The sequence below is a fragment of the Nonomuraea sp. NPDC048881 genome (genome assembly GCF_040649795.1).
Lineage (GTDB): Bacteria > Actinomycetota > Actinomycetes > Streptosporangiales > Streptosporangiaceae > Nonomuraea.
The window spans coordinates 627,510-653,814 of record NZ_JBEZGC010000001.1 but is presented as its reverse complement, the minus strand read 5'-3'; the positions used below and the strand labels follow the sequence as shown (position 1 = coordinate 653,814).

Annotated in this window: 21 protein-coding genes; 13 read left to right on the top strand and 8 right to left on the bottom strand. The window is 74.1% G+C overall.

The annotated features are described in order from the left end of the window. Positions 1 to 12 precede the first annotated feature (12 nt). From AB0C33_RS03100 to AB0C33_RS03080, 5 genes are all read left to right on the top strand, one after another. Positions 13 to 795, top strand: a complete 783-nt coding sequence (locus AB0C33_RS03100; protein WP_358283078.1) for an SAM-dependent methyltransferase — start codon at positions 13 to 15, stop codon at positions 793 to 795. 115 nt (positions 796 to 910) lie between these two features. Beyond that, positions 911 to 3,961: a WD40 repeat domain-containing protein gene (locus tag AB0C33_RS03095; RefSeq protein WP_358283077.1), complete on the top strand. Its 3,051-nt coding sequence runs from the start codon at positions 911 to 913 to the stop codon at positions 3,959 to 3,961. Positions 3,962 to 4,015: 54 nt separating this feature from the next. Beyond that, entirely contained in the window at positions 4,016 to 5,395 is a 1,380-nt protein-coding gene (locus AB0C33_RS03090) for an FAD-dependent monooxygenase (protein ID WP_358283075.1), read from the top strand. A gap of 253 nt (positions 5,396 to 5,648) precedes the next feature. After that, on the top strand, positions 5,649 to 7,049 hold the full coding sequence (locus AB0C33_RS03085) for an AMP-binding protein (protein ID WP_358283073.1): 1,401 nt from the start codon (positions 5,649 to 5,651) through the stop codon (positions 7,047 to 7,049). Continuing rightward, entirely contained in the window at positions 7,049 to 8,023 is a 975-nt protein-coding gene (locus tag AB0C33_RS03080) for a hypothetical protein (protein WP_358283071.1), read from the top strand. Before AB0C33_RS03085 ends, AB0C33_RS03080 begins: the two co-directional genes overlap by 1 nt. An 18-nt stretch (positions 8,024 to 8,041) precedes the next feature. Here the strand turns inward: AB0C33_RS03080 and AB0C33_RS03075 are convergent, their stop codons facing one another. Then, a complete protein-coding gene (locus AB0C33_RS03075; protein WP_358283070.1) occupies positions 8,042 to 11,083 on the bottom strand; it encodes a BTAD domain-containing putative transcriptional regulator in 3,042 nt (1,013 codons plus the stop codon). 111 nt (positions 11,084 to 11,194) lie between these two features. After that, on the bottom strand, positions 11,195 to 14,539 hold the full coding sequence (locus tag AB0C33_RS03070) for a serine/threonine-protein kinase (RefSeq protein ID WP_358283068.1): 3,345 nt from the start codon (positions 14,537 to 14,539) through the stop codon (positions 11,195 to 11,197). 99 nt (positions 14,540 to 14,638) lie between these two features. Between AB0C33_RS03070 and AB0C33_RS03065 the strand changes: the two genes are divergently transcribed. Together AB0C33_RS03065 and AB0C33_RS03060 are read left to right on the top strand one after the other, a co-directional pair. Beyond that, complete coding sequence (locus AB0C33_RS03065; RefSeq protein WP_358283067.1) at positions 14,639 to 15,178, top strand: hypothetical protein; 540 nt, start codon at positions 14,639 to 14,641, stop codon at positions 15,176 to 15,178. Positions 15,179 to 15,215: 37 nt separating this feature from the next. After that, a complete protein-coding gene (locus tag AB0C33_RS03060) occupies positions 15,216 to 15,656 on the top strand; it encodes a PPC domain-containing DNA-binding protein (RefSeq protein WP_358283065.1) in 441 nt (146 codons plus the stop codon). 102 nt (positions 15,657 to 15,758) lie between these two features. Here AB0C33_RS03060 and AB0C33_RS03055 read toward each other — a convergent pair whose 3' ends face one another. Further along, positions 15,759 to 15,893 carry a hypothetical protein gene (locus AB0C33_RS03055; RefSeq protein WP_358283063.1) on the bottom strand — a complete coding sequence of 45 codons (135 nt, stop codon included), beginning with the start codon at positions 15,891 to 15,893 and terminating at the stop codon, positions 15,759 to 15,761. A gap of 190 nt (positions 15,894 to 16,083) precedes the next feature. Here AB0C33_RS03055 and AB0C33_RS03050 point away from each other — a divergent pair, with 190 nt between their 5' ends. Beyond that, the gene (locus tag AB0C33_RS03050; RefSeq protein ID WP_358283061.1) at positions 16,084 to 16,686 is read left to right on the top strand and encodes a DNA starvation/stationary phase protection protein; all 603 of its coding nucleotides are present in this window, start codon (positions 16,084 to 16,086) and stop codon (positions 16,684 to 16,686) included. A gap of 359 nt (positions 16,687 to 17,045) precedes the next feature. After that, positions 17,046 to 17,333 carry a DUF3040 domain-containing protein gene (locus AB0C33_RS03045; RefSeq protein ID WP_357970689.1) on the top strand — a complete coding sequence of 96 codons (288 nt, stop codon included), beginning with the start codon at positions 17,046 to 17,048 and terminating at the stop codon, positions 17,331 to 17,333. Positions 17,334 to 17,348: 15 nt separating this feature from the next. On the opposite strand, the gene AB0C33_RS03040 is transcribed toward AB0C33_RS03045, so the two are convergent. The 3 genes from AB0C33_RS03040 to AB0C33_RS03030 all read right to left on the bottom strand — a co-directional run bounded on the left by AB0C33_RS03040 (position 17,349) and on the right by AB0C33_RS03030 (position 20,444). Continuing rightward, positions 17,349 to 18,437 carry a LacI family DNA-binding transcriptional regulator gene (locus AB0C33_RS03040; protein ID WP_352349572.1) on the bottom strand — a complete coding sequence of 363 codons (1,089 nt, stop codon included), beginning with the start codon at positions 18,435 to 18,437 and terminating at the stop codon, positions 17,349 to 17,351. Between the two features lie 43 nt (positions 18,438 to 18,480). Beyond that, a complete protein-coding gene (locus AB0C33_RS03035) occupies positions 18,481 to 19,353 on the bottom strand; it encodes a PfkB family carbohydrate kinase (RefSeq protein ID WP_358283059.1) in 873 nt (290 codons plus the stop codon). An 89-nt stretch (positions 19,354 to 19,442) separates the two neighbouring features. Continuing rightward, positions 19,443 to 20,444 (bottom strand): SIS domain-containing protein, encoded by a 1,002-nt coding sequence (locus tag AB0C33_RS03030; protein ID WP_358283057.1) that lies wholly within the window; start codon positions 20,442 to 20,444, stop codon positions 19,443 to 19,445. A gap of 286 nt (positions 20,445 to 20,730) precedes the next feature. Here AB0C33_RS03030 and AB0C33_RS03025 point away from each other — a divergent pair, with 286 nt between their 5' ends. From AB0C33_RS03025 to AB0C33_RS03010, 4 genes are read left to right on the top strand one after another with little or no spacing between them, the layout of a single operon-like run. Further along, positions 20,731 to 22,053 (top strand): extracellular solute-binding protein, encoded by a 1,323-nt coding sequence (locus tag AB0C33_RS03025; protein WP_358283055.1) that lies wholly within the window; start codon positions 20,731 to 20,733, stop codon positions 22,051 to 22,053. Positions 22,054 to 22,081: 28 nt separating this feature from the next. After that, entirely contained in the window at positions 22,082 to 22,969 is an 888-nt protein-coding gene (locus tag AB0C33_RS03020; protein WP_358283053.1) for a sugar ABC transporter permease, read from the top strand. Then, complete coding sequence (locus tag AB0C33_RS03015; RefSeq protein WP_358283051.1) at positions 22,963 to 23,799, top strand: carbohydrate ABC transporter permease; 837 nt, start codon at positions 22,963 to 22,965, stop codon at positions 23,797 to 23,799. Before AB0C33_RS03020 ends, AB0C33_RS03015 begins: the two co-directional genes overlap by 7 nt. A gap of 5 nt (positions 23,800 to 23,804) precedes the next feature. After that, positions 23,805 to 24,647, top strand: coding sequence for a TIM barrel protein (locus AB0C33_RS03010; protein ID WP_358283049.1), 843 nt, complete (start codon positions 23,805 to 23,807; stop codon positions 24,645 to 24,647). Here the strand turns inward: AB0C33_RS03010 and AB0C33_RS03005 are convergent. Continuing rightward, complete coding sequence (locus AB0C33_RS03005; RefSeq protein ID WP_358283047.1) at positions 24,642 to 25,766, bottom strand: hypothetical protein; 1,125 nt, start codon at positions 25,764 to 25,766, stop codon at positions 24,642 to 24,644. The genes AB0C33_RS03010 and AB0C33_RS03005 overlap by 6 nt on opposite strands. Further along, positions 25,763 to 26,272 carry a SigE family RNA polymerase sigma factor gene (locus AB0C33_RS03000; RefSeq protein WP_352349556.1) on the bottom strand — a complete coding sequence of 170 codons (510 nt, stop codon included), beginning with the start codon at positions 26,270 to 26,272 and terminating at the stop codon, positions 25,763 to 25,765. The genes AB0C33_RS03005 and AB0C33_RS03000 overlap by 4 nt, the downstream gene beginning before the upstream one ends. Positions 26,273 to 26,305 lie beyond the last annotated feature (33 nt).

Here is a 26,305-nt window from a genome sequence, read left to right as displayed (position 1 = left end):
GAAGGCGTCGCGATGAGCGAACGTTCGCTGAACACCGATGTTCCGAGCCCCGCCCGTATCTACGACCTGTGGCTGGGCGGCAAGGACAACTACGAGATCGACCGGATGGTGAGCGAGCAGATCCTCGCCGCCGTGCCCGACCTGCCGGTGCTGGCCCGTACGAACAGGGAGTTCCTCGGCCGCGCGGTGCGGTACATGGCCGGGGAGGCGGGCATCCGGCAGTTCCTGGACATCGGCACCGGCATCCCCACCGCGGACAACACCCACCAGGTCGCCCAGGCGGTGGCCCCGGACAGCCACGTCGTGTACGTCGACAACGACCCCATGGTCCTGGCCCACGCGCGGGCGCTGCTGCGGGCCGCGCCCGCGGGGACGACCGCCTTCGTCGACGCCGACCTGCGCGAGCCCGGCAAGATCCTGGCCGCCGCCGCCGAGCACCTCGACTTCGACCGGCCGATCGGGCTGACCCTGCTCGGCGTCGTGGACTTCCTCCCCGACACCGGCCAGGCCCGCTCGATCATCGCCGAGCTGCTGGAGCCGATGGCGCCGGGCAGCCACCTGGCCATCTCCCACGGCGTGGTCGGCAGGCAGCTCGAAGAGGGCGTCCGTCACTGGAACGAGAGCGGCGGGGCGCCCATGACGCTGCGCAGCCTTGAGGAGGTCACGAGCTTCTTCGACGGGCTGGAGCTGCTGGAGCCGGGCGTGGTGCCGCTGCCGCGCTGGCGTCCCGTCCCCGAGACGTTGTACGCCGACCGCGAGGCCGTCTACTGCGCGGGCGTCGGCCGCAAGCGCTGACCGTCCCCTGCTTCGCGCCGGTCCGGGCGATGCCGCCTTGCCGACCGGCGTACGCCGCCTGGCGGGCCCGCGTACCCTGAGTCCCCGATCAACTTCATTGAGTGACGGGAGCGGGATGGACGACGGGTTCGGCGCGGGGCTGGGGAGCGAGCGGGACCGGTGCGCGCGGGATCCGTGCCCCTGGCCGCCGGGGCCGTTCACGACCGGGGACGCCAGGTGGTTCTTCGGGCGCGAGCGGGTCGTGTCCGAGCTGGTGGGGCTGCTGGGGGCGCCGCGCGCCGCCCATCCCGTGGTGCTGGCCGGGGCGGCGGGGTCGGGCAAGACGTCGGTGCTGGCCGCCGGGCTGGTGCCGGCCGTCCTGGCGGGTTCGCCGGCGGGGGCGACGGAGCGGGGTCGCGCCGGGGTGTTGTGGCGTACGCCCGGCTCGCCGGTCCGGGGCGGGGGGCGGCCGGTGGAGGAGTGCGCGCTGCTGGTGGTCGACCGGTTCGAGGAGCTGTTCACGGCTCGGGCGGGATCCGGGGGCAAGGCGTACGTCGAGGAGCTGTGCGCGCTCGCGGCGGGCGGGCTGCCGGTGGTGATCGGGATGCGGGCCGGCTGCTACGAGCGGTGCCTGGGGTTTCCGCCGCTGGTCGAGGCGCTGCGGACGCGGTCGCTGCCGCTCGGCCCGATGACCGGCGACGAGCTGCGCCGCGCGATCATCGAACCGGCCCGGGTCGCCGGGCTGTCCCTGGAGCCGGGGCTGGCCGAGACGATCCTGCACGACCTGGGCGTCCGCGACGACGCCCCGGCGGCGGCCGACGCGCTGCCGCGCCTGTCCCACGCGATGCGCGCCACCTGGCACCGCCGCGACGGCGACACCCTCACCCACGCCGCCTACCGGCAAGCCACCGCGCCACCCCTCCCCCCCGGCCCCGCGCCAGCTTCCCCCTCCCCCGACCGGGAGGAGCCCCCTCCTCTGGAACCCGTTGGGCCCTCTCCTGGGCCGGAGGCGGCGGTTTCCGCCTCTGGCGCGGGGCCCGCGGCACTCTCCTCCGGCTTCGGTGGGGGCGGCAGGGGGTGTCCGGTCGGGCGGAGGGTGCGGGGGCTGGTCGTGGCGCTGGTGGTGCTGGTGGTGGTCGCCGGGGCGGGCGCGGGGCTGGCGTGGCAGAAGAGCGGCCGGGCGAGCGCCGCCCGCGTCACCGCGCTCGCCGAGCGGGCCGCCGTCCAGGCGCGGGCGCTGCGGGCCACGGACCCGGCGCTGGCGATGCAGGTGGCGGTGGCCGCCCAGGGCCTGGCCGACACCCCGGGCACCCGCGGCACGCTGCTCGACACCGCCGAGCCGTACGCCACCCGCCTGCGCTCGGCCGGTGACCGGCTGCGGGCGATCGCCTACAGCCAGGACCACGCCCTGCTCGCGACCGGCGCCGACAACGGCGTGGTCGAGCTGTGGGACGCCACCGACTCGCGCCGCCGCACCCCGCTGGCCACCCTGCCGCGGGCCGCCGGGCCGGTCGGCGCGCTCGCCTTCCGGCCGTCCGGCGGGGACCGCGTCCTGCTGGCGGCCACTCGGCAAGGGGTGGAGGTGTGGAACGTCGTGGACCCCGCCCGCCCGCGGCACGTCGCCGCCCTGCCCGGCGCGGCGACGGCGGCGTTCACGCCGGACGGCCGCACGGTGCTGGCCGCCGCCGCGCACGGCGTCCGGCGCTGGCGGCTCGCCGGCCGTCCGGTCGCCCTGCCCCCGGTACGCGCCTCCGCCCAGGTCACCCGCTTCGCCGTCGGCGACGACACGGTGGTGACCGGCCACGACGACGGCAGCGTGCGCCTGTGGGACCCGGCGCGGCCCGCCTCCCCCGCGGACACGATCGCGACCGGCCTCCAGGACGGCCCCGCCGCGCTCGCGATCAGCCCCGACGGCGGCGCGCTGGCCTGGTCGGCGCCCGCCCGCGGCACCTGGCTCTGCCTCCTGCGCGCCCGCCGCTGCGACCGGCCCGTCCGGTACGGCGACCCCGCCGGCGCCCTGGCCTTCAGCCCGGACGGCACCGTCCTGGCCGCCGCCGGCGACGACCGCGCGGTCCGGCTGTGGAGCGTCGCAAGCCGCGCGGAGGTCACCTCGTTCCCGCACCCCGACCGCGTGCTCGGCCTCGCCTTCACCGCCGACGGCCAGGCGCTGGCCACCGGGTCGGCGGCCGGCGCCTTCTACCAGTGGCGCCATCCGGTGCGCGTGCCCGACCCGGTGACCGGGCTGGCCCTGAGCCGGGACCGGACGCTCATGGCCACGACCGGCGCGCGCGGCGGCGCGCTGTGGGACGTCCGCGATCCCCGCCACCGCGTGCTGCTGTCACGCTGGAACGTTCCAGCGGCCGCCGCTCCGGCGCTGAGCGGCGACGGCCGCCGCCTGGCCACCGTCGAGCGCGGCGTGGCCGTGACCGTGTGGGACATCCGCGATCCCTACCGCCCGGCCCGGCACGTCCGGCTGCCGGTGCGCGGCCTCGCGGTCGCCGCCCTCAGTCCCGACGGACGCGTCCTGGCCACCGGCGACCACGGCGGCCGGCTGCTGCTCTGGGACGTCACCGGCCCGCCGCGCCGCCTGGCCGCCCGCGACGGCTTCGGCGACGTCGGCGCGCTCGACTTCAGCCCCGGCGGCGGCCTGCTGGCCAGCGGCGGCGCCGACCGCGGCGTACGGCTGTGGGACGTGCGCCGCCGCGCCCTCGACCAGGTCGCCCACCACGAGGAGCACGCCGACGCGGTGGCCGGCGTGCGCTTCGGCCCGAAGGGCGACGTGCTGGTCAGCACCGGCCACGACCGGACCGCCCGGGTCTGGCGGATCGCCGGCCCGGGCCGCGCCCCCCGTCCGGCGGTCCTGCGCGGGCACGGCGGCACCGTCCTGGTCGCCGGGTTCAGCCCCGACGGCGCCGCCCTGGCCACCACGGACGCCTCCCGCACCACCCGCCTGTGGGACCTGCGCTCCCGCCGGCCGATCGCCGAGCTGTCCCATCCCGACCTCGGGACCGTCCTGTACGCCGACGACCACACCCTCGTCTCGGCCGCCGGGCACGACCTGCGGTTGTGGGACCTGCGGCCGGAGTCGGTGGCCGAGCGCGTCTGCGAGGCCGCCGGGATGCCGCTCACCCGGGCCGAGTGGCGGCGCTACTTCGACGACCTGCCCTACCGTCCGCCCTGCTCGTGACCTCCGGCAGGGCGCTGACAGAGATCTGGCAGCGCTACCTGGCACGGTCCCCTCATGACGGACAAGACGGACGTGCTCATCGTCGGCGCCGGGCCCACCGGCCTCACCCTCGCCGTGGAGCTGGCCCGGCGCGGGATCGCCCACCGCGTCGTCGAGCGGGCGGCGGCGCCCTCGGCGGGCTCGAAGGGCAAGGGCCTCCAGCCGCGCACGCTGGAGATCTTCGACGACCTCGGGATCGTCGACCGGGTCCTGGCCGGGACGACGCCCTACCCGCCGATCCGGGTCAGGATCGGGCGGCTGCCGGTCTACCAGGGCCGCATGCACCGGCCGGCGGCGGCGAGCGAGCAGGTGCCGTACCCGACGGTGCGCATGCACCCGCAGTGGCGCACCGAGGCGCTGCTGCGGGAACGGCTGGCCGAGCTGGGCGGCGCGGTCGAGCACGGCGCCGAGCTGACCGGCTTCGAGCAGGACGCGGACGGCGTGACGGCCCGGCTCGGCACCGGGACGACGCTGCGCGCCCGCTACCTGGTCGCCGCCGACGGCGGCAGGAGCACGGTGCGCAAGGCGCTCGGCATCGGGTTCACCGGCCAGACCCGCGAGGAGGAGCGCATGGTCCTCGGGGACGTGCGCGTCGAGGGGCTGGACCGCGAGCACATCCACGCCTGGGTGCGGCCGGGCAGGGGGATGGTCGCCCTGTACCCCATGGCCGGCACCGACGCCTTCCAGTTCATGGCCCCGCTCCGGCCGGGCGCGACGCCGGACCTGACCCTGGCCGGCTTCCAGCGGCTCTTCGCCGAACGCTCGATGCTGCGCGCGGCCCGCGTCACCGAGTTGCTGTGGTCCTCGCTCTACCGGGTCAACATCCGGCTGGCCGACGCCTACCGCGCCGGACGCGTGCTGCTGGCCGGGGACGCCGCCCACGTGCACTCCCCGGCGGGCGGCCAGGGGCTCAACACCGGCGTCCAGGACGCCTACAACCTGGGCTGGAAGCTCGCCCGCGCGCTGACCGGCGGGCCGGCGTCGCTGCTGGACACCTACGAGGAGGAGCGCCGCCCGGTCGCCGCCCGTGTGCTCGGCCTCAGCACGGACCTGCACGACCGGAAGTCGTACAAGCGGGACGAGGAGACCTACCAGCTCCGGGTCGGCTACCGGGGCGGCTCGCTGGCCCGCGCGGGCGGCGAGCGGATGCCCGACGGGCCGCTGCGGCTGGCCGACGGCTCCCGGGCGCGCCTGTTCGACCTGCTGCGCGGCCCGCACTTCACGCTGCTGTCGCCGGACCCCGTGCACCGCGTGCCGGGCGGCCCGCAGGTGCGGGCGTACGCGCCGGCCGAGCCGTACGGCGGGGCGCGGCACACGCTCGTGCGCCCGGACGGCCACGTCGGGATCGCCACGGACTCCGCCGCCGAGCTGGCCCACTACCTGACGCTGGTGTGAAGCCCCCTTTGTAGTGGACCTGTAGTGGCTCTCTTGCGCCCCCGCACATCCTTGGATCTCAGCGGGCGCCACCCGTGCGCCCCGAGCAACCAGGGAGATCCTCATGGTCAAGACCGCTCGCCGTTACGCCAAGTACGCCGTCAGCGCCCTGTCCACCGCCATCTTCGTGCTGAACGGCTGATCACCCTCGCGTGCACCCCCGGGGGACCGCGTCTCCCGGGGGGCCACCCCCACACGAGCGGAAGGACGAGGCGTGTTCGGCACCGCGGTACGCCAGCTCGGTTATGCCTGGTCGATGATGTCGGGCCGCAGGTTCCGCCTGCGGGACGTGAATGCGCTGGCCGACGACATGCGCGTGACCCTGGAGACGTTCGGGTCCCCGGGCGAGGGCGCCGACGACCTGCTCGCGGGCAGCGACCCCGAGCTCCAGGAGGACCTGACCCGGCGGCGGCTGCGGCGCACGGTCCGCCACGCGGCCGCCGAGAGCCCCTACTACCGGCGCTGGTTCGAGACGAACGGCGTGGACCCCGGCTCGATCACGCCCGCGACGCTGTCCACGATCCCGCCCACGTCCAAGGCCGACCTGCGCGGCATGCCCGCCGCGTTCGTCTCCGACCGCGCCCGCCCGGTCGTGCTCGCGCACACGACGGGGACGACCGGGACGCCCACCATGGTGTGGTTCTCGGCGTACGAGATCGAGCTGATGTCCTCGATGTCGGCGCTGGCGCTCATGCTCGCCGGCAACCTGCGCTCCGCCGACCTGTGGGCCAACGCGATCAGCTCGCGGTCCATCGCCCAGATCCTCACCGAGCGGGCCGTCACCCGGACCGGGGCCGCGTTCGTGCACCTGGGCGCGGTCGATCCGGCCGTCGCGCTCGACCGGCTGGCCACCCCGATGCACGTGCCCGGCAAACACCCGCAGATCACCCAGCTCAACGTGACCGCCTCCTACCTGGCGGCCCTGGTCCAGGAGGCCGAGCGGGGCGGCTGGCAGGCCGGCGACTTCGGCCTGAGCACGATCTGGTCCGGCGGCGAGGTGCTGACCGACGCGCTGCGCGTGCGCGCGGAGCACACGTTCGGCGCGCAGGTCCGCGACGGCTACTCCATGACCGAGATCGCCCCCGTGGGCGGCCGGGTCTGCGCCGACGGCCACCTGCACCTGCCGGCCGACCAGGGGCTGGTCGAGATCCTCGACCCCGTCACCCTGCGGCCCGCCGAGCCGGGGGCCGTCGGCACCATCGTGGTCACCCCGTACTCCACCTACCGCGACACCACCCTGCTGCTCCGGTACGTCACCGGCGACCTGGTCAGGGTCCTGCGCGCGGACGAGCAGCCGTCGTGCGCGCTGGCCGCGCTGCCCGCGACCTCGCGCGTGCTCGGGCGGGTGTCGCCCGGCGGGCTCACCACGCGCGACGTCCTGGACGTGCTGCAGGCCGAGCACGCGCTGCCGCTGCCCACCCGCTGGTCGCTGGAGGGCTCCCTGCTGTACGTCGTGGCCGGCAAGTCCGACGCGGGCCTGCTCGGCCGCCTGGAGGAGCGGGCGCACGGGCTGCCCCTGGATGGCATCGTCCTGGTCGAGACCGCCGACGACCTGCCTGCCCCCTGCCGGCTCCGCGCCGACCTGCTGGAGCTCAGCTTCGAGCGAGGACTGTGATGACCCCGTACGTGCCGGCGCTGTACGCGCTCGTCGCCCTGACCGTCGCGCTGACCGCCGCCTACCTGGGCCGCTACGTCATGGCCAGGCCGCCGGTCGGCCGGATGGCGGGCTCCGACATCGCGGTCATGGTCGCCGCGCTGGTGGTGATGCCGTTCGCGTACCTGCACCTGCCGACCGGCGTCGTGGTGTCGGTCTTCGGGCTGGTGGTGCTGACGCTGGGGCAGCTCACGCTCGCGCCCGTGCTGGGCGGCCGATGGGCGACGGCGGCGGTGTTGCTGCTGTGCGCCGCCGACGTCGCCGTTTACCTCGCCGGATGGCCGGCGGGGGTGCTGGTGGTCAACGACGTGCTGCTGATGCTGCTCGTCGTCGGGGCGGTGAACCTGTGGGTGCAGGCCGCGGTCACGCCCGGCCAGGTGGCCGCGCTGGCGGTGGCGCTCACCGGCTACGACACGCTGGCCACCGGGCTGTCCTCGCTGACCCTCGACTTCGTGCAGCGCATGCAGGGGCTGCCGTTCGCTCCCGTGCTGGCCACCTCCTACGGCGAGAACCCCTCGCTGATCGGCCTCGGGGACTGCCTGATGTTGTCCATCTGGCCGGCGGTGGCGGTCCGGGCGTACGGGAAGGCGGCGGCCTGGTGGGCGGCCGGGCTGGAGGCGGTGCTGCTGGCGGTCTCCATCGCCGTCGTGCTGGGCGGCGGGCGGCCGATCCCGCTGCTGACCGCGCTCGGCCCGCTGATCTTCATCCAGTGGCTGTACTGGCGGCGGTGGTCGGCCCGGCGCACGCCCGCGCCGGTCCGGCCCGCGGTGAACCGGGCGCTGGACGTCCCGGCCGGCGCGCCGGCGGGGGTGTGGGCCGCGCTGGACGACGGCGGCGCGCTCGTCGGCGAGGGCGCCACCCCGGGCCAGGCCCGCCGCGAGGCCCGGCTGGCAGGCGCGACCGGCACCCCGGTCGTGCGGTGGCTCCAGGACTGAGACGGAAGCGGCGCCCCGTCACGGCTCGTCGCGGGGGTGGTCCTCCAGGTAGGCGGCGACCTGGCGGCCCTCCGGGGTGTCGCCGAACAGGGGCAGGGCATGCCGCCAGGCCGTGGCCGCCTCCTCGTGCCGTCCGAGGCGGGCGTGGGCCCGGCCCATCTCCGTGAGCGTGCGGGCCCGCCACACCTGCGGGCCGTCGCGGCCGAGCCGGTCCAGCGCGGCGGCCAGGTGCCGCAGCGCCTCGCGCGGGTCGCCCTGGCGCAGCCGGACGACGCCGAGTGCGTGCCCGCTCAGCGCCTCGCCCAGGACGTCGCCGCACTCCACGAACAGCCGCAGGCTCGCCGCCAGCGTCTCGGCCGCCTCCTCGAACCGGCCGAGCGCGCCCAGCGCCTCGCCGAGCCTGCGCAGCACCTTGCTCATCTCGACCCGGTCGCCGACGGCCTGGGCGGTCAGCAGACTCTCGCGGTAGCACGCGACCGCCTCGGCCGTCTCGCCCGCCTGGTAGCAGGCGGTGCCGAGGGCGCGCAGCAGGTTGCCGCGGGTGCCGTGGTCCTCCTCGCCGGTCTCCGCCAGCCGGGCACGCGCGATCCTGACGGCCTGCTCGTGCTCGCCGCGTTCGATGTGGATCCAGATCGGCCACGTCCAGGCGTAGGCCAGGCCGGCGGCGTCGTCGTGCGCGGCCAGCAGCTCGATCGCCGCGTACGCGTCGGCCAGCGCCTCGTCCAGCCGGCCCGAGCCGTGGCGGTCGGCGGCCCGGCTGATCAGCGCGTACGCGGCCCCGTGCGGGTCGCCGACCCGCTCGAAGGCGGCCAGCAGCTCCCCGCACGCCGCATCGGCGGCCGGGTAGCGGCCCCGCTCGATGTCCATGTTGACCAGCAGCAGCCTGGACCGCAGGGCCGTGCGCTCGTCGCCCGCCGCGGTGGCCGCCGCGATCACCGCGTGCTGGACGCGCTCGGCGTCGGCCAGGAAACGTTCCATCGTCAGGTAGCCGGTCAGGTGGTGGGCCAGCTCCGCGGCGGTGGCGACCTGCCCCAGCTCGGCGGCGGTGGTGACGGCGAGGACCAGCGTGCGCCGCTCGGCCGACAACCACACCGTGCCGGCGGGCGTGCCGGGGCCGGGCTCTCCGCGTTCGTAGGGCGGGGACAGCGGGATGGGCAGGCCGCGGGCGGCGGCCCTGGTCCTGCGGAGGCTTTCCAGCGCGAGCCGGGTCAGCGCGGCGTGCCGCTGCCCGGCGGGCTCCTCCGCCTCGGCGCGTTCCCTGGCGTAGACCCGCAGCAGGTCGTGCAGCCGGTAGCGGGGCTGACCGGCGGCGTCGATCTCGGTGGAGGTGAGCATGCCGCGCGCGACCAGCGTCTCCAGGACGGCGTCGGCCTCCCGCGCGGGCAGGCCGAGCAGGGCGGCGGTGGTCCATTCGGCGACGCTGTCCAGCCCAGCCAGCCCGAGCAGACGGAAGGCGTGCCTGGCCCACTCCGGCAGCGCCGCGTAGCCGGGCTCGAACGTCGCCCGGACGTCGAGGCCGCCGACGACCAGCTCGTCCAGGTCGTGGCCGGCCAGGCGGGTGGCCAGCTCGCGGACCGGCCAGACCGGGCGGATGGCCAGGCGGGCGCCGGCGACCCTGAGCGCCAGCGGCAGCCGGCCGCAGGAACGCAGGATCTCCTCGGCGGCGTCCGGCGCGGCGCCGATCCGGTCGCGGCCGGCCACGCGTTCGAGCAGCAGCCGGGCGTCCCGCTCGCCGGGCAGGTCGAGCCGGATCCGGACGGCGCCCTCCAGCGCGGGCAGCGGCGAGCGGGAGGTCACCAGGACCGCGCCGCGCGGGGTGCCCGGCAGCAGGTGGCGGAGCTGCGCCTCGTCCACGGCGTCGTCGAGGACGACCAGCACCGCCTGGTCGGCCAGCCGCTGGCGGAGCAGCCCGGCTCGTTCCTCGGCCGAGGCGGGGATCATGGCGCCGTCCAGGCCGAGGGAGCGCAGCAGCACGTCGAGCAGTTCGCCGGGGTCGCGCGCGCCGCGGGCGTCCTGGCCGAGCCGGACGAAGAGCTGGCCGCCCGGGTAGTCGGCGCGCAGCAGGTGGGCCAGGTGCACGGCGAGCGTGGTCTTGCCGATGCCGGGCAGGCCCGACAGGATCGCGATCGGCGGGCTGAGCCGGTCCGGCCGCGCCCGTAACAGCTGCAGCAGCTCGGCGATCTCCGGCTCCCGGCCGACGAAGTCGGCGGTGTCGGCCGGGAGCTGACACAACGCCTGAAGCGGCACGGCCGCCCCGGGCCACCGGTCGGCCGGGCCGGCCGCCGGGAAGCGCGGATCGGCCGCCGCGGTCGCCCCCGGCAGCCGGTCGAGGTCGGGGTCGCCGGCGAGCAGCGCGGCGTGCAGGCGGCGCAGCTCGGGGCCGGGTTCCAGGCCCAGCTCGGCGACCAGCAGCTCGCGGGCCTCGCGGAAGGCGTCCAGTGCCTCGTCCCGCCGCCCGCCGCGGTGCAGGGCGATCACGAGCTGCTCCCACAGCCGCTCGCGCAGCGGGTGGGCGGCGATGAGGGCGCGCAGCTCGGCGACGAGGTCGTCCTGCCGGAGGGCGAGCCGGGCGTCGATCCACTCCGACCGGGCGACCGCGAGGCGTTCCTCCAGTTCGAGGAGCCGGGGGGCCATCGCGCCGGTGAGCGGCACGTCCTCGGCGGGCGCGCCGCGCCACAGGGCGACGGCCTCGGCGTAGGCGCGCTCGGCCGCGGCCAGGTCGCCCGCCGCCCGCTCCCGCCGGGCCAGCCGCAGGGTGTCCTCGAACACCAGCAGGTCCAGGCTGCCCGGCGGGACCTCGCAGACGTAGCCCGAGCCCTCGGTGCGCACCAGCAGGCCGCCGCCCGCCAGGGACCGCCGGAGCTGGTGGACGTAGGTCTGGATGTTGGCCAGGGCCGAGCGCGGCGGATCGTCCCAGACGGCGGAGATCAGGCGCTCCCTGGAGACGGTCGCGTTCGGGTGGAGCAGCAGGACGCCGAGCACGGCCCGCTGCTTGCGGCTCAGGTGCACCCGCCCGCCGGGGCCGTTGACCCGGATCGTGCCGAGGATCGCGAAGTCCACCGTGCCTCCCTCGTGGCCGAACCGAAAGATCGGCTTTCCGGACGGCAGTACATCCCCCGCGACGGCGTTTTGACAATCCCGGGTGAGGGACCCTGACCTGATCCGGCGCGGTCAGCCGCAGACGGGCCGGTAGGGCAGCGTGGGCACGTACGTCCGCCACTCCCGTTCGGTCATTGCCCGCCCGGCGCGCGCGCAGACCGTCTTCGCCACCAGTTCGGCGGCGGCCGGGACGCGCCCGACGGTCCCGCCGGCGTCCACCGTCAGGACGTGCGAGCCGTCGGGCGCGAAGGCGATCGACAGCAGCTCGCCCTCGTCGCGGTCGAGTCCGCCGCCCGGGTCGGCGGACAGGCCGAGGTCGCCGCCCGTCGTGGGGTCGATCAGGCGGACGCGGCCCTGCCCCGCGTTGACCGCGACGAGGTCCTCGACCGGCGAGTACGCCGGCGTGCCGAGGAAGGAGAAGCCCTCGGTCCCCTCGGTCAGCCGCCGGCCGCCCGCGTCCCATGCGCTCAGCCGGCCGCGCGAGTCGAGCACGACCAGCCCGTCCCCCGCGTGGGTGAAACGCACCCAGGAGCCCAGGACGTCCTTGCCGAAGACGCTGAACGGCGGGCCCGCGGCCCGGCCGTCGGCCGCCCGCAACACGCGCACGTCCAGGCCGGTCACCGCCAGCCGTCCGCCGTCGGGCGCGAACGCCAGGTCCACGACCTGGCTCAGGGGCGTGCTCCACAGGCGGCGGCGCGACCGCCAGTCCCACAGCTCGACCGCGTCCTCGCCGGTTCCCGGACCGTCGAGCACGAGCGCGAGCCGGGCGCCGTCCGGGCTGAAGCGGACGAGCTCGGGCTGCGCCCGCCCGGCACCGGCGGTGAACCCGCCCACGGGCTGCCTGGTCGCGGGGTCCAGGACGCTGACGTCGTGGCCGGACAGCAGCGCGAGGCTCCGGCCGTCGCGGCTGAAGGCGAGCGCGTGCGCGGTGGGCAGGCGGCCGGACGTCCCGCCCCCGGCCTGGCGGAGCGCGCCGTCCACGACGAGGTGCAGCCCGTCCTCGCCGAGGTCGGCCCGCTCGTACGGCGGGCCCTCGACCGGCTCGTTCACCAGATCGGCGACGTCCACGGCGAACACCTGGTCGCCGACCAGGTAGCGGAAGGTCGTGCCGTCGAAGGCGGCGGCCGGGCGGCTTCCGGTGTCCACGTCCCCGCGCACCGGGACGGCGCTCAGCAGGTGGCTGTCGGGCAGCCGCCAGAACTGGACGGTGGCGTCGGTGACGGTGGCCAGCAGCCGGCCCGTGTGGTCGAAGACGGGATCGCCCTTGTTCCATACGCCTTCCGTGCCCTCGCCGACCTCCTCGGTCCAGCCCTCCTCCGTCTGCCTCAGGGTCAGGGTCCCGTCGCCGGACGTGGCCAGCCACCGGCCGTCGGGGCTCAGCGTGCCGCGCCGGGCGGCGGGGTCGGTGACGTCCCACTGCTCGCTGTCGTCCGGCTTGACGATCACCTTGCGGCCCTCGTGCCGGCGGACGACGTCCTGCCAGCCCTCGACCAGGTCCCTGGTCCGGTGGACCGGCCAGTCGCCGACCGGGCGGCCGGTGCCGGCGTCCCAGGCGCGGGCGCGGCGCCCGGTGGCGGCGACCAGCGTGCGGCCCGAGGGGGACAGCCCGATGTCGGACACCGGGTCGCGGCCGAGGCCCAGCCCGGAGATCAGGGTGACGCGCCGGCCCGTGCGCACGTCCCACAGCCGCGCCTGGTCCTGGCCGACGCTGAGCAGCGTGCGCCCGTCGGCGCCCAGCGCCCGCAGGGTGCTGCGGGCGGCGGCCGGGTCGCGGAACATGCCGCGCTCGCGCTGCGCGAGCGCGGCGGTCAGCGCCGCCCTGGCCTGCGGCGTGGGCCGCAGCCGCCAGGCGGCCACGGCGAGCAGACCGGCGAGCACCGGATCGCTCCGCCGGGTCGCCTCGGCGCGCGCGGCCAGGCGCGTGGACTCCGACGTCGTCAGGCGGTCCTGGAGCTCGTCGGCGCGGGCGGCGGCGAGCCTGCTCTGCTGGACCGCCACGCCGCCCGCGACCAGCGCGACGACCAGCAGCCCCGCCAGGCTCAGCGTCAGCAGCCGGGCGCGGCGGGCCCGGCGTTTGGCCAGCCGCGCCGACGACTCCAGGAAGTCTCGCTCGGCCTGGGACAGCCTGATGTCCCGGCGGGCGGTCGCCGCCCAGCTCAGGGCCTCGTCCAGCATCGTGCCGTGGAACAGGCCGCCGTCCCTGCGGCCGCCGTCGTCCCAGCGCCGGACGGCGGCCAGGATCGGGCCGTGGACGGCCAGCCCCTCCCTGTTGGCCTCGATCCAGCGGCGCAGCCGCGGCCAGGCGTGCGGCAGAGCCGGGCGGGCCAGCCAGACCTCGCGGCCGTCGCGGCCCAGCAGGTACGCGAACACCTCCAGGATCCTGGTGACCGCCGGGATCTCGGCCGCCGGGCGACCGGCCACCAGCTCGTCCAGGGCGGCCTTCCGGGTGGCCAGCTCGCCCATGCCGTCCACGGTGAACAGGCGCAGGAACACCTCGGGCGCCAGCTCCCGCTCCGCGGGGGACAGCAGGGTGTAGGAGTCCTCGGCCAGCGTGCCGAGCGACGGGTCGGCGACCGTCCCGGCGACGTGGGCGGCTTGTCGCCCGCGTTCGAGCAGCCGCGCGGTGTCGAGCCCGCCGTCCCCGCTGACCAGCGCGAGCAGCAGCCGGCGGGCCTCGGGACGCCGGCCGGGCTCCTTGCTCAGCGCCGCCGACACCAGCGGGCGCAGCGAGTCCGGCAGCGCGGCCAGGTCGGGCGTGGCCGACAACACCCGGTGCATCACCCCGCCCAGGCTCTCGGCCTCGAACGGGTCGGCGCCCGTGGCCGCGTACAGCACGACGCAGCCCCAGGCGAACACGTCCGCGGGCGCGCCGGCCCGCTGGCCGCCGAACACCTCGGGCGCCATGTACGTCGGTGTGCCGGTCACCAGGCCGGTCGCGGTCAGCGACATCTCGGCGGTGCGCGCGATGCCGAAGTCGATGACCCGCGGGCCGTCCGGGCCGAGCAGCACGTTGTCCGGTTTGAGGTCGCGGTGCACCACGCCGGCCTCGTGGATGGCGGTGAGCGCCGTCGCCACCGCCGTGGCCAGGCGGTGCAGGTCGCCGCCGAGGAAGCGGCGGCCGGCGGCGACCGCCTGGCGCAGGCTCGGCCCGGCGACGTACTCGCTGACGATGTGGGGGCGCGGGCCGTCCAGCTCGGCGGCGAGCACGCGGGCGGTGCAGAACGAGGCGACCCGCCGCGCCGCCTCGGCCTCCCTGGCCAGCCGTCCGGCCTCGTCGCCGTGCAGCACCTTGATCGCCACCCGGGCGCCGTCCTCGGCGTATGCCTCGTAGACGACGCCCTGACCGCCGGCGCCCAGCCGTCCGGCGAGCCAGTAGCCGCCCAGGCGTTGCGGGTCGTCGGGGGTCAACGCGTTCACGGCTGGTTGGATGCGATGATCGCCAGCAAAGTTGTGGTCATTTTTGCCGATTTATCGGTGCTTGACATTCCAGCGGCGTCAGGATCTAGGATCGCCGCCGTGCTCATGACCTTGACGCTCAGCGCGGCGCTCGTTCTGACCGGAACGCCCGCGCAGGCCACCAAACCCGTGTCGTTCCAGGGGTTCACCATCCAGATACCGGTCTCCTGGAAGGTGAAGAAGGACCCGATCGGCGGGCTCGACGTGGTCACCGGGGCCTGCTCCAAGCGGGCGACGGAGTGCCCCGGCTTCTCCCTCGGCGGGCCGCGGGCCATCGCCTACGCCTCCGAGGGCGGCACGTACCGGCCGGGGCAGCCGTACCACCCCAGCACCGGGGTCGTGGAGTGCGTCCCGGACCGGCGCTACTGGGAGGGCGTCCAGCCCGTCCGGCCCGCCCGCACCGCGACCGTGCAGGTGGGGGCGGGGCACCAGGCCCGCTTCACCGAGTGGAAGCTGGGCTGCCAGACGAAGACCAGCAAGCCGGCCCCGGTGTCCTTCACCCAGCGCATCTGGTACCTGCGCAAGGAGAAGGTGCTGGTCGTCGACCAGTGGAAGACCCCCGGGCTGGGGAACATCCTGGCCAAGGCCGTCTGGAAGTGACCGGGTTGCCCGCGCGCCGTGCGGGCAGGAGATCGTCATGCGCGGCAAGCGGCTCTCCACGGTGGAGGAGCAGACGTACGCGGTGGTCCTCGACCCCGGTGACGAGGTGGTCGAGAGCCTGACGGCGTGGGCCGCCGACAACGGCGTCCGCGCCGCCCGGCTGACCGGCATCGGCGGGTTCCGGCAGGTCACGCTGGGCTTCTTCGACCCGGAGGCGCTCCGCTACGACCCGATCCCGGTCGACCGCCAGACCGAGGTGCTCTCCCTGATCGGCGACTTCGCCATGCCCGACGACGACGTGCGGCCCACCCTGCACGCCCATGCGGTCGTGGGCCTGCCCGACGGCACGACCCGCGGCGGCCACCTGCTGGCCGGCCAGGTGTGGCCGACGCTGGAGGTGATCGTCACGCAGTCCCCCAGCTACCTGCGGCGCCGCCACGACCCCGCCACCGGCCTGGCCCTCATCGACCTGCGCTGACCCCCTCGGCCTGCGCCGCCGCCGACCTCTCAGCCCGCACTGTCCTCGCCGGCCGCCGGCCGCCGGCCCGGCCGCTCCCGCCCGGTCGCCGGGCGGCGGCGGTCACTCGAAGTCGTCCGGGTTCAGTTCCTTCATGTGCTCGAAGCGCTCGCGCTCCTCGTCGTACTCTTCCTCGCCTGCGGGGCCTTCGAGATCGGCCGCGGGCGTCTCTTCGTCCTCGGGCTCTTTGCGTCGCATGCTCATCCCCCTCCCGGCGGACCGGACACGGGGCTCCCCCGCGCCCATCGGTCCGGCTACCCCTCTGACCTGCGGGCAAACGATCGCGTACGCCGGATGTTGACCGGCTCTTGTGCGGGCTCGTGGGGGCGCTTGGCGCGCCGAAGGGGAGGTTTCCGGGCGATTGTTCCGACTATCTGAGGAGATGTACGTGCCCACCAAACGCTCCGCCAAGCCGACCCGGTCGAAGCCCGACAGCCAGCCGTGGCTGCACGTGAACGGCGTGGAGATCCAGGAGTACGGCACCGTGCGGATGTTCCCGCTCGGCCTCTCCCGTGACGCGCGCGAGTACTCCTGCCAGCGCCTCAACCAGATCCTGGCCGACACCCAGATCCTCTACAGCCTGTACAAGAAGCACCACTGGCTGATGCGCGGCCCGACCTTCTACCAGCTCCACCTGCTGCTGGACAAGCACGCCTCGGAGCAGATCGCGCTGGTGGACGAGATGGCCGAGCGCGTGCAGACCCTCGGCGGCGTCGCGGTGGGCGACCCCCGGCACGTGGCCGAGATCACCGTGATCCCGCGCCCGCCGAACGGCTGCGAGGAGGTGCCCGCCATGCTCTCGCGCCTGATCGAGGCGCACGAGACCATCCTCGTGGCCGCCCACGACGCGGCCGCCCGGGCGCAGGAGATGGGCGACGACGGCACCAACGACCTGCTGGTCTCCGACGTCATCAGGACGAACGAGCTCCAGACCTGGTTCCTGATCGAGCACCTGGTGGACACCCCGCTGGTGGAGAAGCCGGACAGCTGACCGGCCACCCGATGTCCGGTAAGCCGGAAATCGACGCCAGGTGAAGGAAATGTCTGGATTTAGGCGGACATCGCACACCGGGCGTAACGGTTCATACCGGGCGCAGTAAGGCGCCGCATCGAGCCTGCACCGCCGGGTACGGAGGAATCGCGGGCCTTCGGGGCCGCCGGCGACCCGCCAGAGCGCGCCGCCACGAAGGCGTGCCTCACCAGCGGGACGCCCTCTGACCAGGGCCGACCCCGACCGGGCCGCCCTGACGGGGGCTACTTCTGACCGGGAGCGACGGAGAACGACATGACCGAACCGCTGACCTCACCGCCCGCCCCCGCCCACGGCGTCGCGGGACGGGAGCGGCGGCCATGAGCCTGTCGGACCGCGAACGCCGCATCCTGGCCGAGATCGAGCAGGATCTGCGCTGGCAGGACCGCGACTTCGCCTGCCGCATCGACGCGCTCAACGCCAAACCGGCCCGCCGCCGCCGCTGCCCGGTGACCCGCAGGGAGATGGCGTTCATCCTGGTCATCGTGGTCGCGATGACCCTGCTGTCGGCGGTCGTGTTCGTGGCGGCGGGCCGTCCGCGCACCCCGCCCGCGCCGCGCCCCACCCGTGAGGTGGTGACCACCTCGCCCCAGGTCACCCATCCATGACCGCCGGCCGCCCGCTCAGGACGGCGGCGGGGCGACCGAGGCGCGGGTGACCAGGCGCGAGCGCAGCGTGTGCACGTCGTGCCGCGGCTCGGCCCCGTCGAGCACGTCGAGCAGCACCTCGGCGGCCTTCGCGCCGAGCTGGTGGACCGGCTGCTCGATCATCGTCAGCGGCGGGTCCATGACGGCCGCCCAGGCGCTGTCGTCGAAGCCGATGAGCGAGATGTCGGCCGGGTAGGACAGCCCGGCGGCGCGCACGGCCCGCAGCGCCCCGGTCACGGCGTCGGTCTCGGTGCAGAACAGGGCGGTGGTCCGGTCGGGCAGCGCCAGCATGCGGGCCACCTCCTGGGTGGCCCACTCCTCGGTCTTCGGGCCGGTCATGACCAGCTCGGGATCGAAGGGGATGCGGGCGTCGTCGAGCGCGTCGAGGTAGCCGCGCAGGCGCTCGCCGTCGGTCCACACGTTGCGGGCCTTCTCCAGCAGCGCCCGCCTGGTCACGGGCGGATCGACCGAGGACGGCCCCCACACGAACCCGATGCGCCGGTGGCCGGCCGCGATCATCACCTCGACGGCCTCGCGGGCCGCGCCGCGGTTGTCGATGACGACCGTGTCGAGGTCGAGCGGCGCGACCGCGCGGTCGACCAGCACGATCGGGATGCCCCGGCCCATGGCCGCCCTGATGTGCTTGACCTCGTCGCGCCCCACGGCTGCCGAGGCGATGATGACGCCGTCGACCCGCTTGTCGATGAGCACGTCGGTGGCCGCCACCTCCTCGTCGAGCCGCTCGTACGTGCTCAGCACGATCGTGTCGAACCCGCGGGCGCGCGAGGCGTCGGAGATGCCGCGCATGACGCCCGCGAAGAACGGGTTGCCGATGTCGGCCAGGATCACGCCGAGCGTGTGGCTGACCCCGGTGGACATGCTGCGGGCCAGGGCGTTGGTGCGGTAGCCGAGCTTCTCGGCCGCCGCCAGCACCCGTTCACGCAGCTCCGGGCTGACATAGCCGTAGCCGCCGAGGGTGCGGGCCGCGGTGGCGCGGCCGACGCCGGCCTCGGCGGCCACCTCCGAGATCGTCGGCCGCCCCGACTGGCTCCGGTCGGCTGCCATCGAACGGGTTCCTCGTTTCTGGGGGGTCGCGGGCACGCCCATGCTAGCCGCGCGGGGCGGGCCTGCCGAAGCCGAAGGCGCCTTCGACGAAGCACTGGTCGTAGGCGGTCTCCGCGCCGGCCAGCAGCGCCCGCAGGACCGCCCCGCGGCCGGGCGCGGCGCCCTTGCGCCAGCCGTCGCGCAGCAGGGAGACGGCGAACCCGGCCAGGAACGCGTCCCCGCAGCCCATGGTGTCGACGATCTTGCCCGGGTCCTCGACCAGCCGGGCGGGGGCGGCGACCAGGTGGTGGCCGTCGTAGGCCATCGCGCCGTCCACGCCCCTGGTGCCGAGGGCCAGGCGGGCGCCGCTCGCCACGGCGCGGGCCAGCAGGTCGCGGGTGCCCGCCGCGTCCAGGTGGGAGCAGGACAGGAGCACCAGGTCGGCGTGCGGGCAGACGCGGTCCAGGTAGGCGGGGGCGCGGTAGTCGTCCTCGCTGGACAGGTCGAAGCTGACCAGGGGACGCAGGCCGGCCAGGCCGGGCAGCTGGTCCTCGCTGCCGGAGTAGACGCTGGAGTGCACCAGGTCGAACGAGCCGGCGTAGGCGAGCAGGTCGCCGGTCAGCGCCAGCGGCTCCCGCACGGTGACGCCGCCGCCGTTCCAGCCCAGGAAGACCCGGTCGCCGTCGTCCACGCGCAGCCGCGACACGCCGCTCTCGCCGGTACGCACCACGCAGCGATCGACCGCGACGCCCTGCGCGGCGACGGCCTCGCGCAGGAAGCCGCCGAGGTCGTCGTCGCCGAAGACCCCGAGGTAGGCGGCCTCGACGCCGAGGCGGCCCGCGTAGACGGCGACGTTCACGCTGTTGCCGCCCGGATAGTCGATGCCCCGATCGACGAACCGGTCGACGATGTTGTCGCCGAAACCGAGGACTCTCATGTTTCTCCTGTGCCGAGGGGGTTCGGGATGGGCAGGCCGGGGCCGCTCCCGTCCCGGCGGGCGGGAGCGGGAGCGGGGGTGGCGGCGGCCTAGTAGTCCATGACCCGGTAGTAGCGGCGCAGGTCGAGCGAGTGGTCGCGGACCCGTTCCAGGTGCTTGCTGACCCGGCCCAGCACCGTGTCGAGCACCAGCGGCGCGAGCAGGCCGCGGAACTCGGGGCTGATGCCGTCGAGCGGGTAGTCGCGGGTGTCGAAGACGGTGACGTCCTTGGAGATGCGCCTGGCGAAGGCTTCGGCGCGGTCGGTGAGCGGGCGCGTCTCGTCCTCGCCCTGGAAGATCAGCACGCTCGTGTCCTCCTCCAGCAGCTCCAGCGAGCCGTGGAAGAACTCGGCGCTGTGCACCCTGGTGGTGCGCAGCCACTGCATCTCCTCAAGGATGCACATCGAGTACAGGTAGGTGAATCCCCACAGGTTCCCGCCGCCGATGAGGAAGTGGTAGTCGGTGTCCTTGTGGGCCTCGGCGAACGCGGCGGCCACCGGCTCGGCCTGCCGGGCGACCTCCAGCATCACGCCCGGCAGCCCGGCCAGCTCGCCGGCCAGCTTCTCGTAGCCCTCGAACTCGCCGCGGCGGGACAGCAGGCGGCCCATGAACAGCAACATCTGCTGGTCGAACGGCCACGCCTTCGGCTCCGACACCAGCACGGCGTCCACGGCCTTGGCGATCGGCGAGTCGGGGTAGCCGGTGAAACCGACCGTGTAGGCGCCCTTGTCCTTGACGTACTCGATCGCGCGCAGGCTGTCCTCGGTGGTGCCGGAGACCGAGGTGAAGATCGCGACCGTGCGCTCGCCGAGCCGGGCGTCGCCCGAGACGACCAGCTCGGCCGCGATCGCGGCGCGCACGTCGAGCGTCGAGCTGCGCCTGGCCAGGTGCTCGTAGGGCCACATCTGGGCGTACGTGCCGCCGGCGCCGACGAGCAGGAGGGTGTCGAACCCCTGGTCCACGAGCCGATCGACGAGCTCCTCGATCTGGGGGCGCAGGGCCACGGTGCTGGCCAGCTGCGACAGGAATTCCGGCTCGTTGAATCCGAGCATCTTCGCGTCCTTTCGGGAAAGCTTGCGGGCCGGCGGCGTCCAGCGGCCTGATACCGGTATCACGCGGAGGTCACGCTGACACAGGATCCGGCCACGCGTCAACACCCCACCTGCGAGAACCTGTCTCTTGCTGCTGTTTCATCGCAGGAAAAAGCCCACAGACAGGCGCTCGGAAAGAAAATCTTGCTTCGCGGTCTGGTACCGGTATCAGTTCATCTGTACAGTCAGCCAACACCCCCACCGCGGACCGGCAGGTCCCCCTCTCCCTCCGAGAGAAAGGAAGCCCATGCGCCCTCGCGCAATGACGTCGTTCGCGGCGCTCCTCGGGACGCTCGCCCTGGCCGGCTGTTCCGGCGGCGGCGACGGAGCGGCCACGGCCCCCGCCGCCGACCTGTCCGCCACGCCCGACTTCTCCGGCACGCTGAGCATCCTCACCAAGTTCGCCGGCGAGCCGCTGCAGCCGTACTTCGAGGATCTGGCCGCGGCGTACCAGAAGCAGCACCCGGGCGTGAAGGTCGAGCTCATCCAGGAGACCGACCAGAGCATCAAGGACAAGACCAAGACGCTGACCGCCTCCGACGCGCTGCCCGACGTCTTCTTCACCTGGAGCGGCAACTGGGCGGAGAACTTCGTGCGCGGCGGGCGGGCCGCCGACCTGAGCAAGGTGATCGGCCCGGACACCGAGTGGGGCAGGACGTTCAGCCCCGGCTCGCTGTCGGCCTTCGCCTACGACGGCAAGTACTACGGCATCCCGCTGTACGGCAACGGCAAGTTCATGGGCTACAACAAGACCGCCTTCGACAAGGCCGGCGTCAAGGTGCCCGGCACGTTCGAGGAGCTGGTCGGGAGCTGCGCGGCGCTGCGCAAGGCGAGCTACGAGCCGATCGCCTTCGGCAACAAGGACGGCTGGCCCGCCCTGCACTACCTCCAGCAGCTCTTCGCCTACGACGTGCCGGCCGACGTCCTGCAGGCCGACTTCACCCCGAAGACGGCCAAGCTCGACAACCCGGGCTACGTGACCGCGCTCAACCGGTTCAAGACCCTGGTCGACACCTGCACCGACACCGGCAAGGGCACCAACGGCGTGCTCTACAGCTCGGCGCAGCAGGCCTTCCACGACGGCAAGGCGGCCATGTACTACCAGGAGGTCCTGGAGTTCGACAACGCCACCGACAAGAACGGCCTCAAGCCGGACGACTTCGGCATCTTCCAGCTCCCCGCCCCCCAGAACGCGGCCGGCGACCCCAAGACCATCGAGGGCGCTCCCGAGGGTTACCTGATCAACGCCAGGTCGCCGCGGGCCGCGCTGGCCGTCGACTTCATGAAGTTCGTGACCTCCACGCAGAACGCCAAGACCCTGTCGGCGCCCCCGTACGGGCAGCCCAGCACGGTCGTCGGCGCGGTCAGCCCCGAGACCTCCAGCAAGGCCGTCTACGAGGGCATGGAGCAGGTCAACAAGGCGCCGCGGCTGGCCGCGTGGCTCGACACCGTCACCGTGCCCGAGGTCGCCGACGCCTGGCTGGCCGGCGGCGAGGCGCTGATCAGCGGCGGCTCGACCCCCGACAAGGTGCTGGCGAGCGTCCGCGAGGCGTCGGAGTCGGCGAAGTAGGCCGGGCGGCCGGAGGGAGAGCATGCCGGTGCGTGCCATACGTCAACGGGCGCTCGGCCTGGCGTGGGTGGCTCCCGCGCTCGCGCTGGTCGTGGTGTTCGTCTACCTGCCGCTGGTGCAGAACTTCCAGTTCAGCACCCTCAAATGGGACATCTACCGCGGCACCCAGGAGTACGTCGGGCTCGACAACTACCGCAAGCTGATCGACGACCCGGTCTTCTGGTCCTCGCTGGGCAACAACGTCCTGTATGCGGTGGTCTCGATCGTCTTCCAGGTGTTCGGCGCGCTGCTGCTGGCCGCGCTGATCGAGGGCGTCCGCAGTGAGCGGTGGCAGCGCGGCCTGCGGGCGGTGTACTTCATCCCGTCGGCGATCTCGATGACCGTCGCCGGCCTGCTCTTCTACTTCATCTACGAGCCCAACCTGGGCCCGCTCAACCACCTGCTCAGGGCGATCGGCCTGGACGGCCTGGCCCAGGCGTGGCTGGGCCAGGAGAGCACCGCCATGTCGGCGATCATCGCGATGAGCCAGTGGCAGGGCTTCGGCTACTCGACGCTGCTGTTCGCGGTCGCGATCCAGCGCATCCCGCGCGAGATCTACGGCGCCGCCGCCATCGACGGCACCGGCCCGGTCCGGCGGTTCTTCCACGTGACCGTGCCGCTCGTGCGCGAGATGACCGGGCTGATGATGATGGTCACCGTCTCGGGCGCCTTCCAGGTGTTCAACGAGGTCATGGTGATGACCAGCGGCGGCCCCGACAACTCCAGCCAGGTCCTGGGCACCTGGCTCTACCGCAGCGGCTTCGTGCGCAACAACTTCGGCTACGCCGCCGCCATCGCGACGGTGATCTTCGTCATCACGCTCGGCATCGCCGTGGGACAGATGTGGGTCACCCGTAAGAGAAGGGTGGAATGGTGAGTCGCCGCGGCTTCCTCGGCGTGATCGCGCGCGTGTTCCTCTGGGCGTTCCTGCTCTGCCTCGCGGTGGTCGTGCTCTATCCCCTGCTGTGGATGGTGCTCAACGGGTTCAAGTCCAACAGCGAGCTGTTCGGCAACCCGTTCGCGCTGCCGTCGAGCTGGAGCTTCGAGAGCTACCAGAAGGCGTGGAACCGGGGGGTGAGCGACTACCTGACGACGAGCGTGCTGGTCACGCTCACCTCCACGGTCGCCACCGTGTTCGTCAGCGCGTGGGCGGCCTACGGGCTGACCCGGGTGGACATCCCGTTCAACCGGTTCGTCACGATGGCCATCCTGGGCGGGCTCATGCTCGCGCCGACCGTGGCGCTCGTGCCGCTGGTCAAGATGTTCCAGGCCATGGGGTTGTACAACAGCTTCTGGGCGCTGCTGATCCTCTACACCGCGTTCCGGATCCCGTTCACGACGTTCCTCATCCGGGCGTACATGATCGACCTGCCGCGCGAGGTGGACGAGGCCGCCGAGATGGACGGGTGCGGCCGCTGGACCGCGTTCTGGCGGATCATCCTGCCGATGTGCAAGCCGATCCTCACCTCGACCGTGCTGCTGCACATCCTGTTCGCCTGGAACGAGTACCTGTTCGCGATGGTCTTCACCAGCGGCGCCGGCGTGCAGACGCTGCCGGTCGGCCTCACCGGCCTGATGAGCAAGCACGGCACGGACTTCCCCGTCGTCTTCGCCGGGATGGTGATCGCGGCGCTGCCCGTGGTGCTGCTGTTCTTCCTCGGCCAGCGCTACATCGTCAAGGGCCTCGCCGACGGGGTCGGGAAGTGAGTCCGATGTCGTTGTCACTGCGGCAGGTCACCGGTTCGAACTTCGCCTACCAGCACCTGCCCTTCGACCGTTTCCTCGACGACGCCGCCGCGCTCGGTCGCGAGCACCTGGAGCTGTGGGGCGTCGCGCCGCAGCTGCACGTGCCGTGGCTGAGCGACGCCGAGGCGCGGGCGATCCGCCGGCGCGCCGCCGGGCGGGGGCTCACCGTCCGCTGCCTGACGCCCGAGCAGGTGGCCTACCCCGTCAACCTGGCCTCGCCGGACAGCCGGCTGCGGGCCGCGAGCTTGGCGATGTTCCGCCGGGCCGCCGAACTGGCCGCCGAGCTGGGGGCCGAGCTGCTGCTGCTGACCCCGGGCCGGGGCTTCGAGGACGAGCCGGTCGCCGCCGCCTGGCGGCGCTCGGCCGACGCGATCGGCGAGATCTGCGCCTACGCCCGCACGCTCGGCGTGTCGTGCGTGCTGGAGGCGTTGCAGCGGGTGGAGTCCAACCTGGTCAACGACGCGCCCACGCTGGCCCGCATGATCGACGAGGTGGGCGCCCCGAACCTGGGCGCGGTGCTGGACACCGTGGCCATGGCGGCGGCCGGGGAGGACGTGGACGACTACTTCGACGCCCTCGGTGACCGCGTCAGGCACGTGCACCTGATCGACGGCTCCCCCACCGGGCACCTGGCCTGGGGCGACGGCGAGCTGCCGCTCACGGAGTACCTGGCCGCGCTGGACCGCAGGGGCTACCGGGGAGCGATGACGTTCGAGCTGTTCGGGGCCGGGGACTACGCCTTCGACCCGCGTCCCGTGGTGGAGCGCTGCCTGGCCTCCGTACAGGCAGCGCTCCCGGGAGCCTCATAGCCCGCCGACGGCTCCGGGCGTGACCAGCCCCCTGGCCGAGCCGGGATACCTGGCCACCAGCCTGGTCCTGCCGGTGCGGACGTCCACCGCGTAGGCCCGGGTGTCCTTCCCGACCTCGACGGCGAGCGTGACCTCCGACGGGCTCCGCCAGATCGTGGCGTTGTCGATGCGCGCCCCCTTCGGCAGGCCCTTGACCGGGACCTTCCGCACGGTGCGGCCGGTCCTGGTGTCGAGCACGGTGAGCCGGCGGGTCATGTACTCGGGCAGGACCTTCTTGCCGGGCGGGAACTCGAAGGCGACCACCGTGCGGCCGTCCGGGGCGAGCTCGCTGAACATGATGAAGACGCCGTCGAAGCGCACCGGCCTGCCGCCGCCGGTGACCGGCATGAACAGCAGGTCGGTCTTGCGGTAGCGGACCAGCTCGGCGACGCCGTCCTTGATGGCGACCGGCTCGTACACGCCGGGGACGGACACCGTCCCGCCGGTCCGCACGTCGATCAGCAGGCCGGGGTCCTTGGTGCCCTCGCGCGGGTCGAACGCCAGGTGACGGCCGTCGTCGGAGACCACCAGCAGGGAGCCCATGCCGAGGCGTTCCTCCGTCACCCTCGCGGCGGAGACCGTCTCCGCGCCGGTCACCATGTCCCGGACGACGTGCGCCTGCGCGTCTTCGTCGTAGTAGGCGAACATGCGCCCGTCGCGGCTGAGGGCGACGGGCACGCGGTCGTTCCTGGCGGTCGTCCCGAGCGCCTGGGGCACCCGGTACGTCCTGCCGTCGCCGGTGACCACCCGCCACTCGCCGTCCACGCAGCCGGGCGGCGCGCTCTTCCCCTTGGGAGGCAGGCAGCTCTGCCGGTAGGCGTGGCTGAGCGTCCCCACCTTCCCCTCGGGCAGGACGGGCACGGCCGCGGCCGCGGCCTGCGGCCCGGCAGCGGGCACCCGCCGCGGCCCGGCCACCAGCACGGCCGCCGTCACCCCGGCCAGCACCGCGATCGTCGCGGCGGCCGCCAGCGTCGCCGAGGCGCGGCGTCTGCGCCGGTACCCCGCCACCGCCAGGTCGGCCAGGTTCACCGGGGGCGCCTCCTCGGCGATGCCGTTCAGCGCATCACGCAGTCTGGTCATCGGGCCGCCTCCTGAGGGGTTCGCGAATCCACGAGGTCGGGGGCCAGCGCGCGCAGCCGCGCCAGCGCGTGATGGGTCTGGCTCTTCACCGTGCCGACCGCGCAGCCGAGCGCGTCGGCGGTCTGGGCCTCGGTGAGGTCCTCCCAGAAGCGCAGGACGATCACCGCGCGCTGCTTGCGCGTCAGCTTGTCCAGCGCCTGGCGCAGCACGATCCGGTCGAGCGCGTCGTCGTCATAGGTGACCGCGCGCTCGGGCGGGTCGGCGCTGGGCAGCTCGGGGTTCGGCCGGCGCCGCCACGAGATGTACTGGTTGACCAGCGCCTTACGCGTGTACGCCTCCGGGTTGCCGTCCCGCGCCAGCTTGTGCCAGTGCCGGACGACCTTGACCAGCACGCTCTGGAGCAGGTCCTCGGCCTGGTGAGGGTCGCCCACGAGCAGGTAGGCGGTCCGCATCAGCGCCTGTTGCCGGGCGATGACGAACTCGCGGAAGCCGTCATGAGCGTCCAATGTGGTGATCTCCCTTCGCCCGTTCCCAACGCG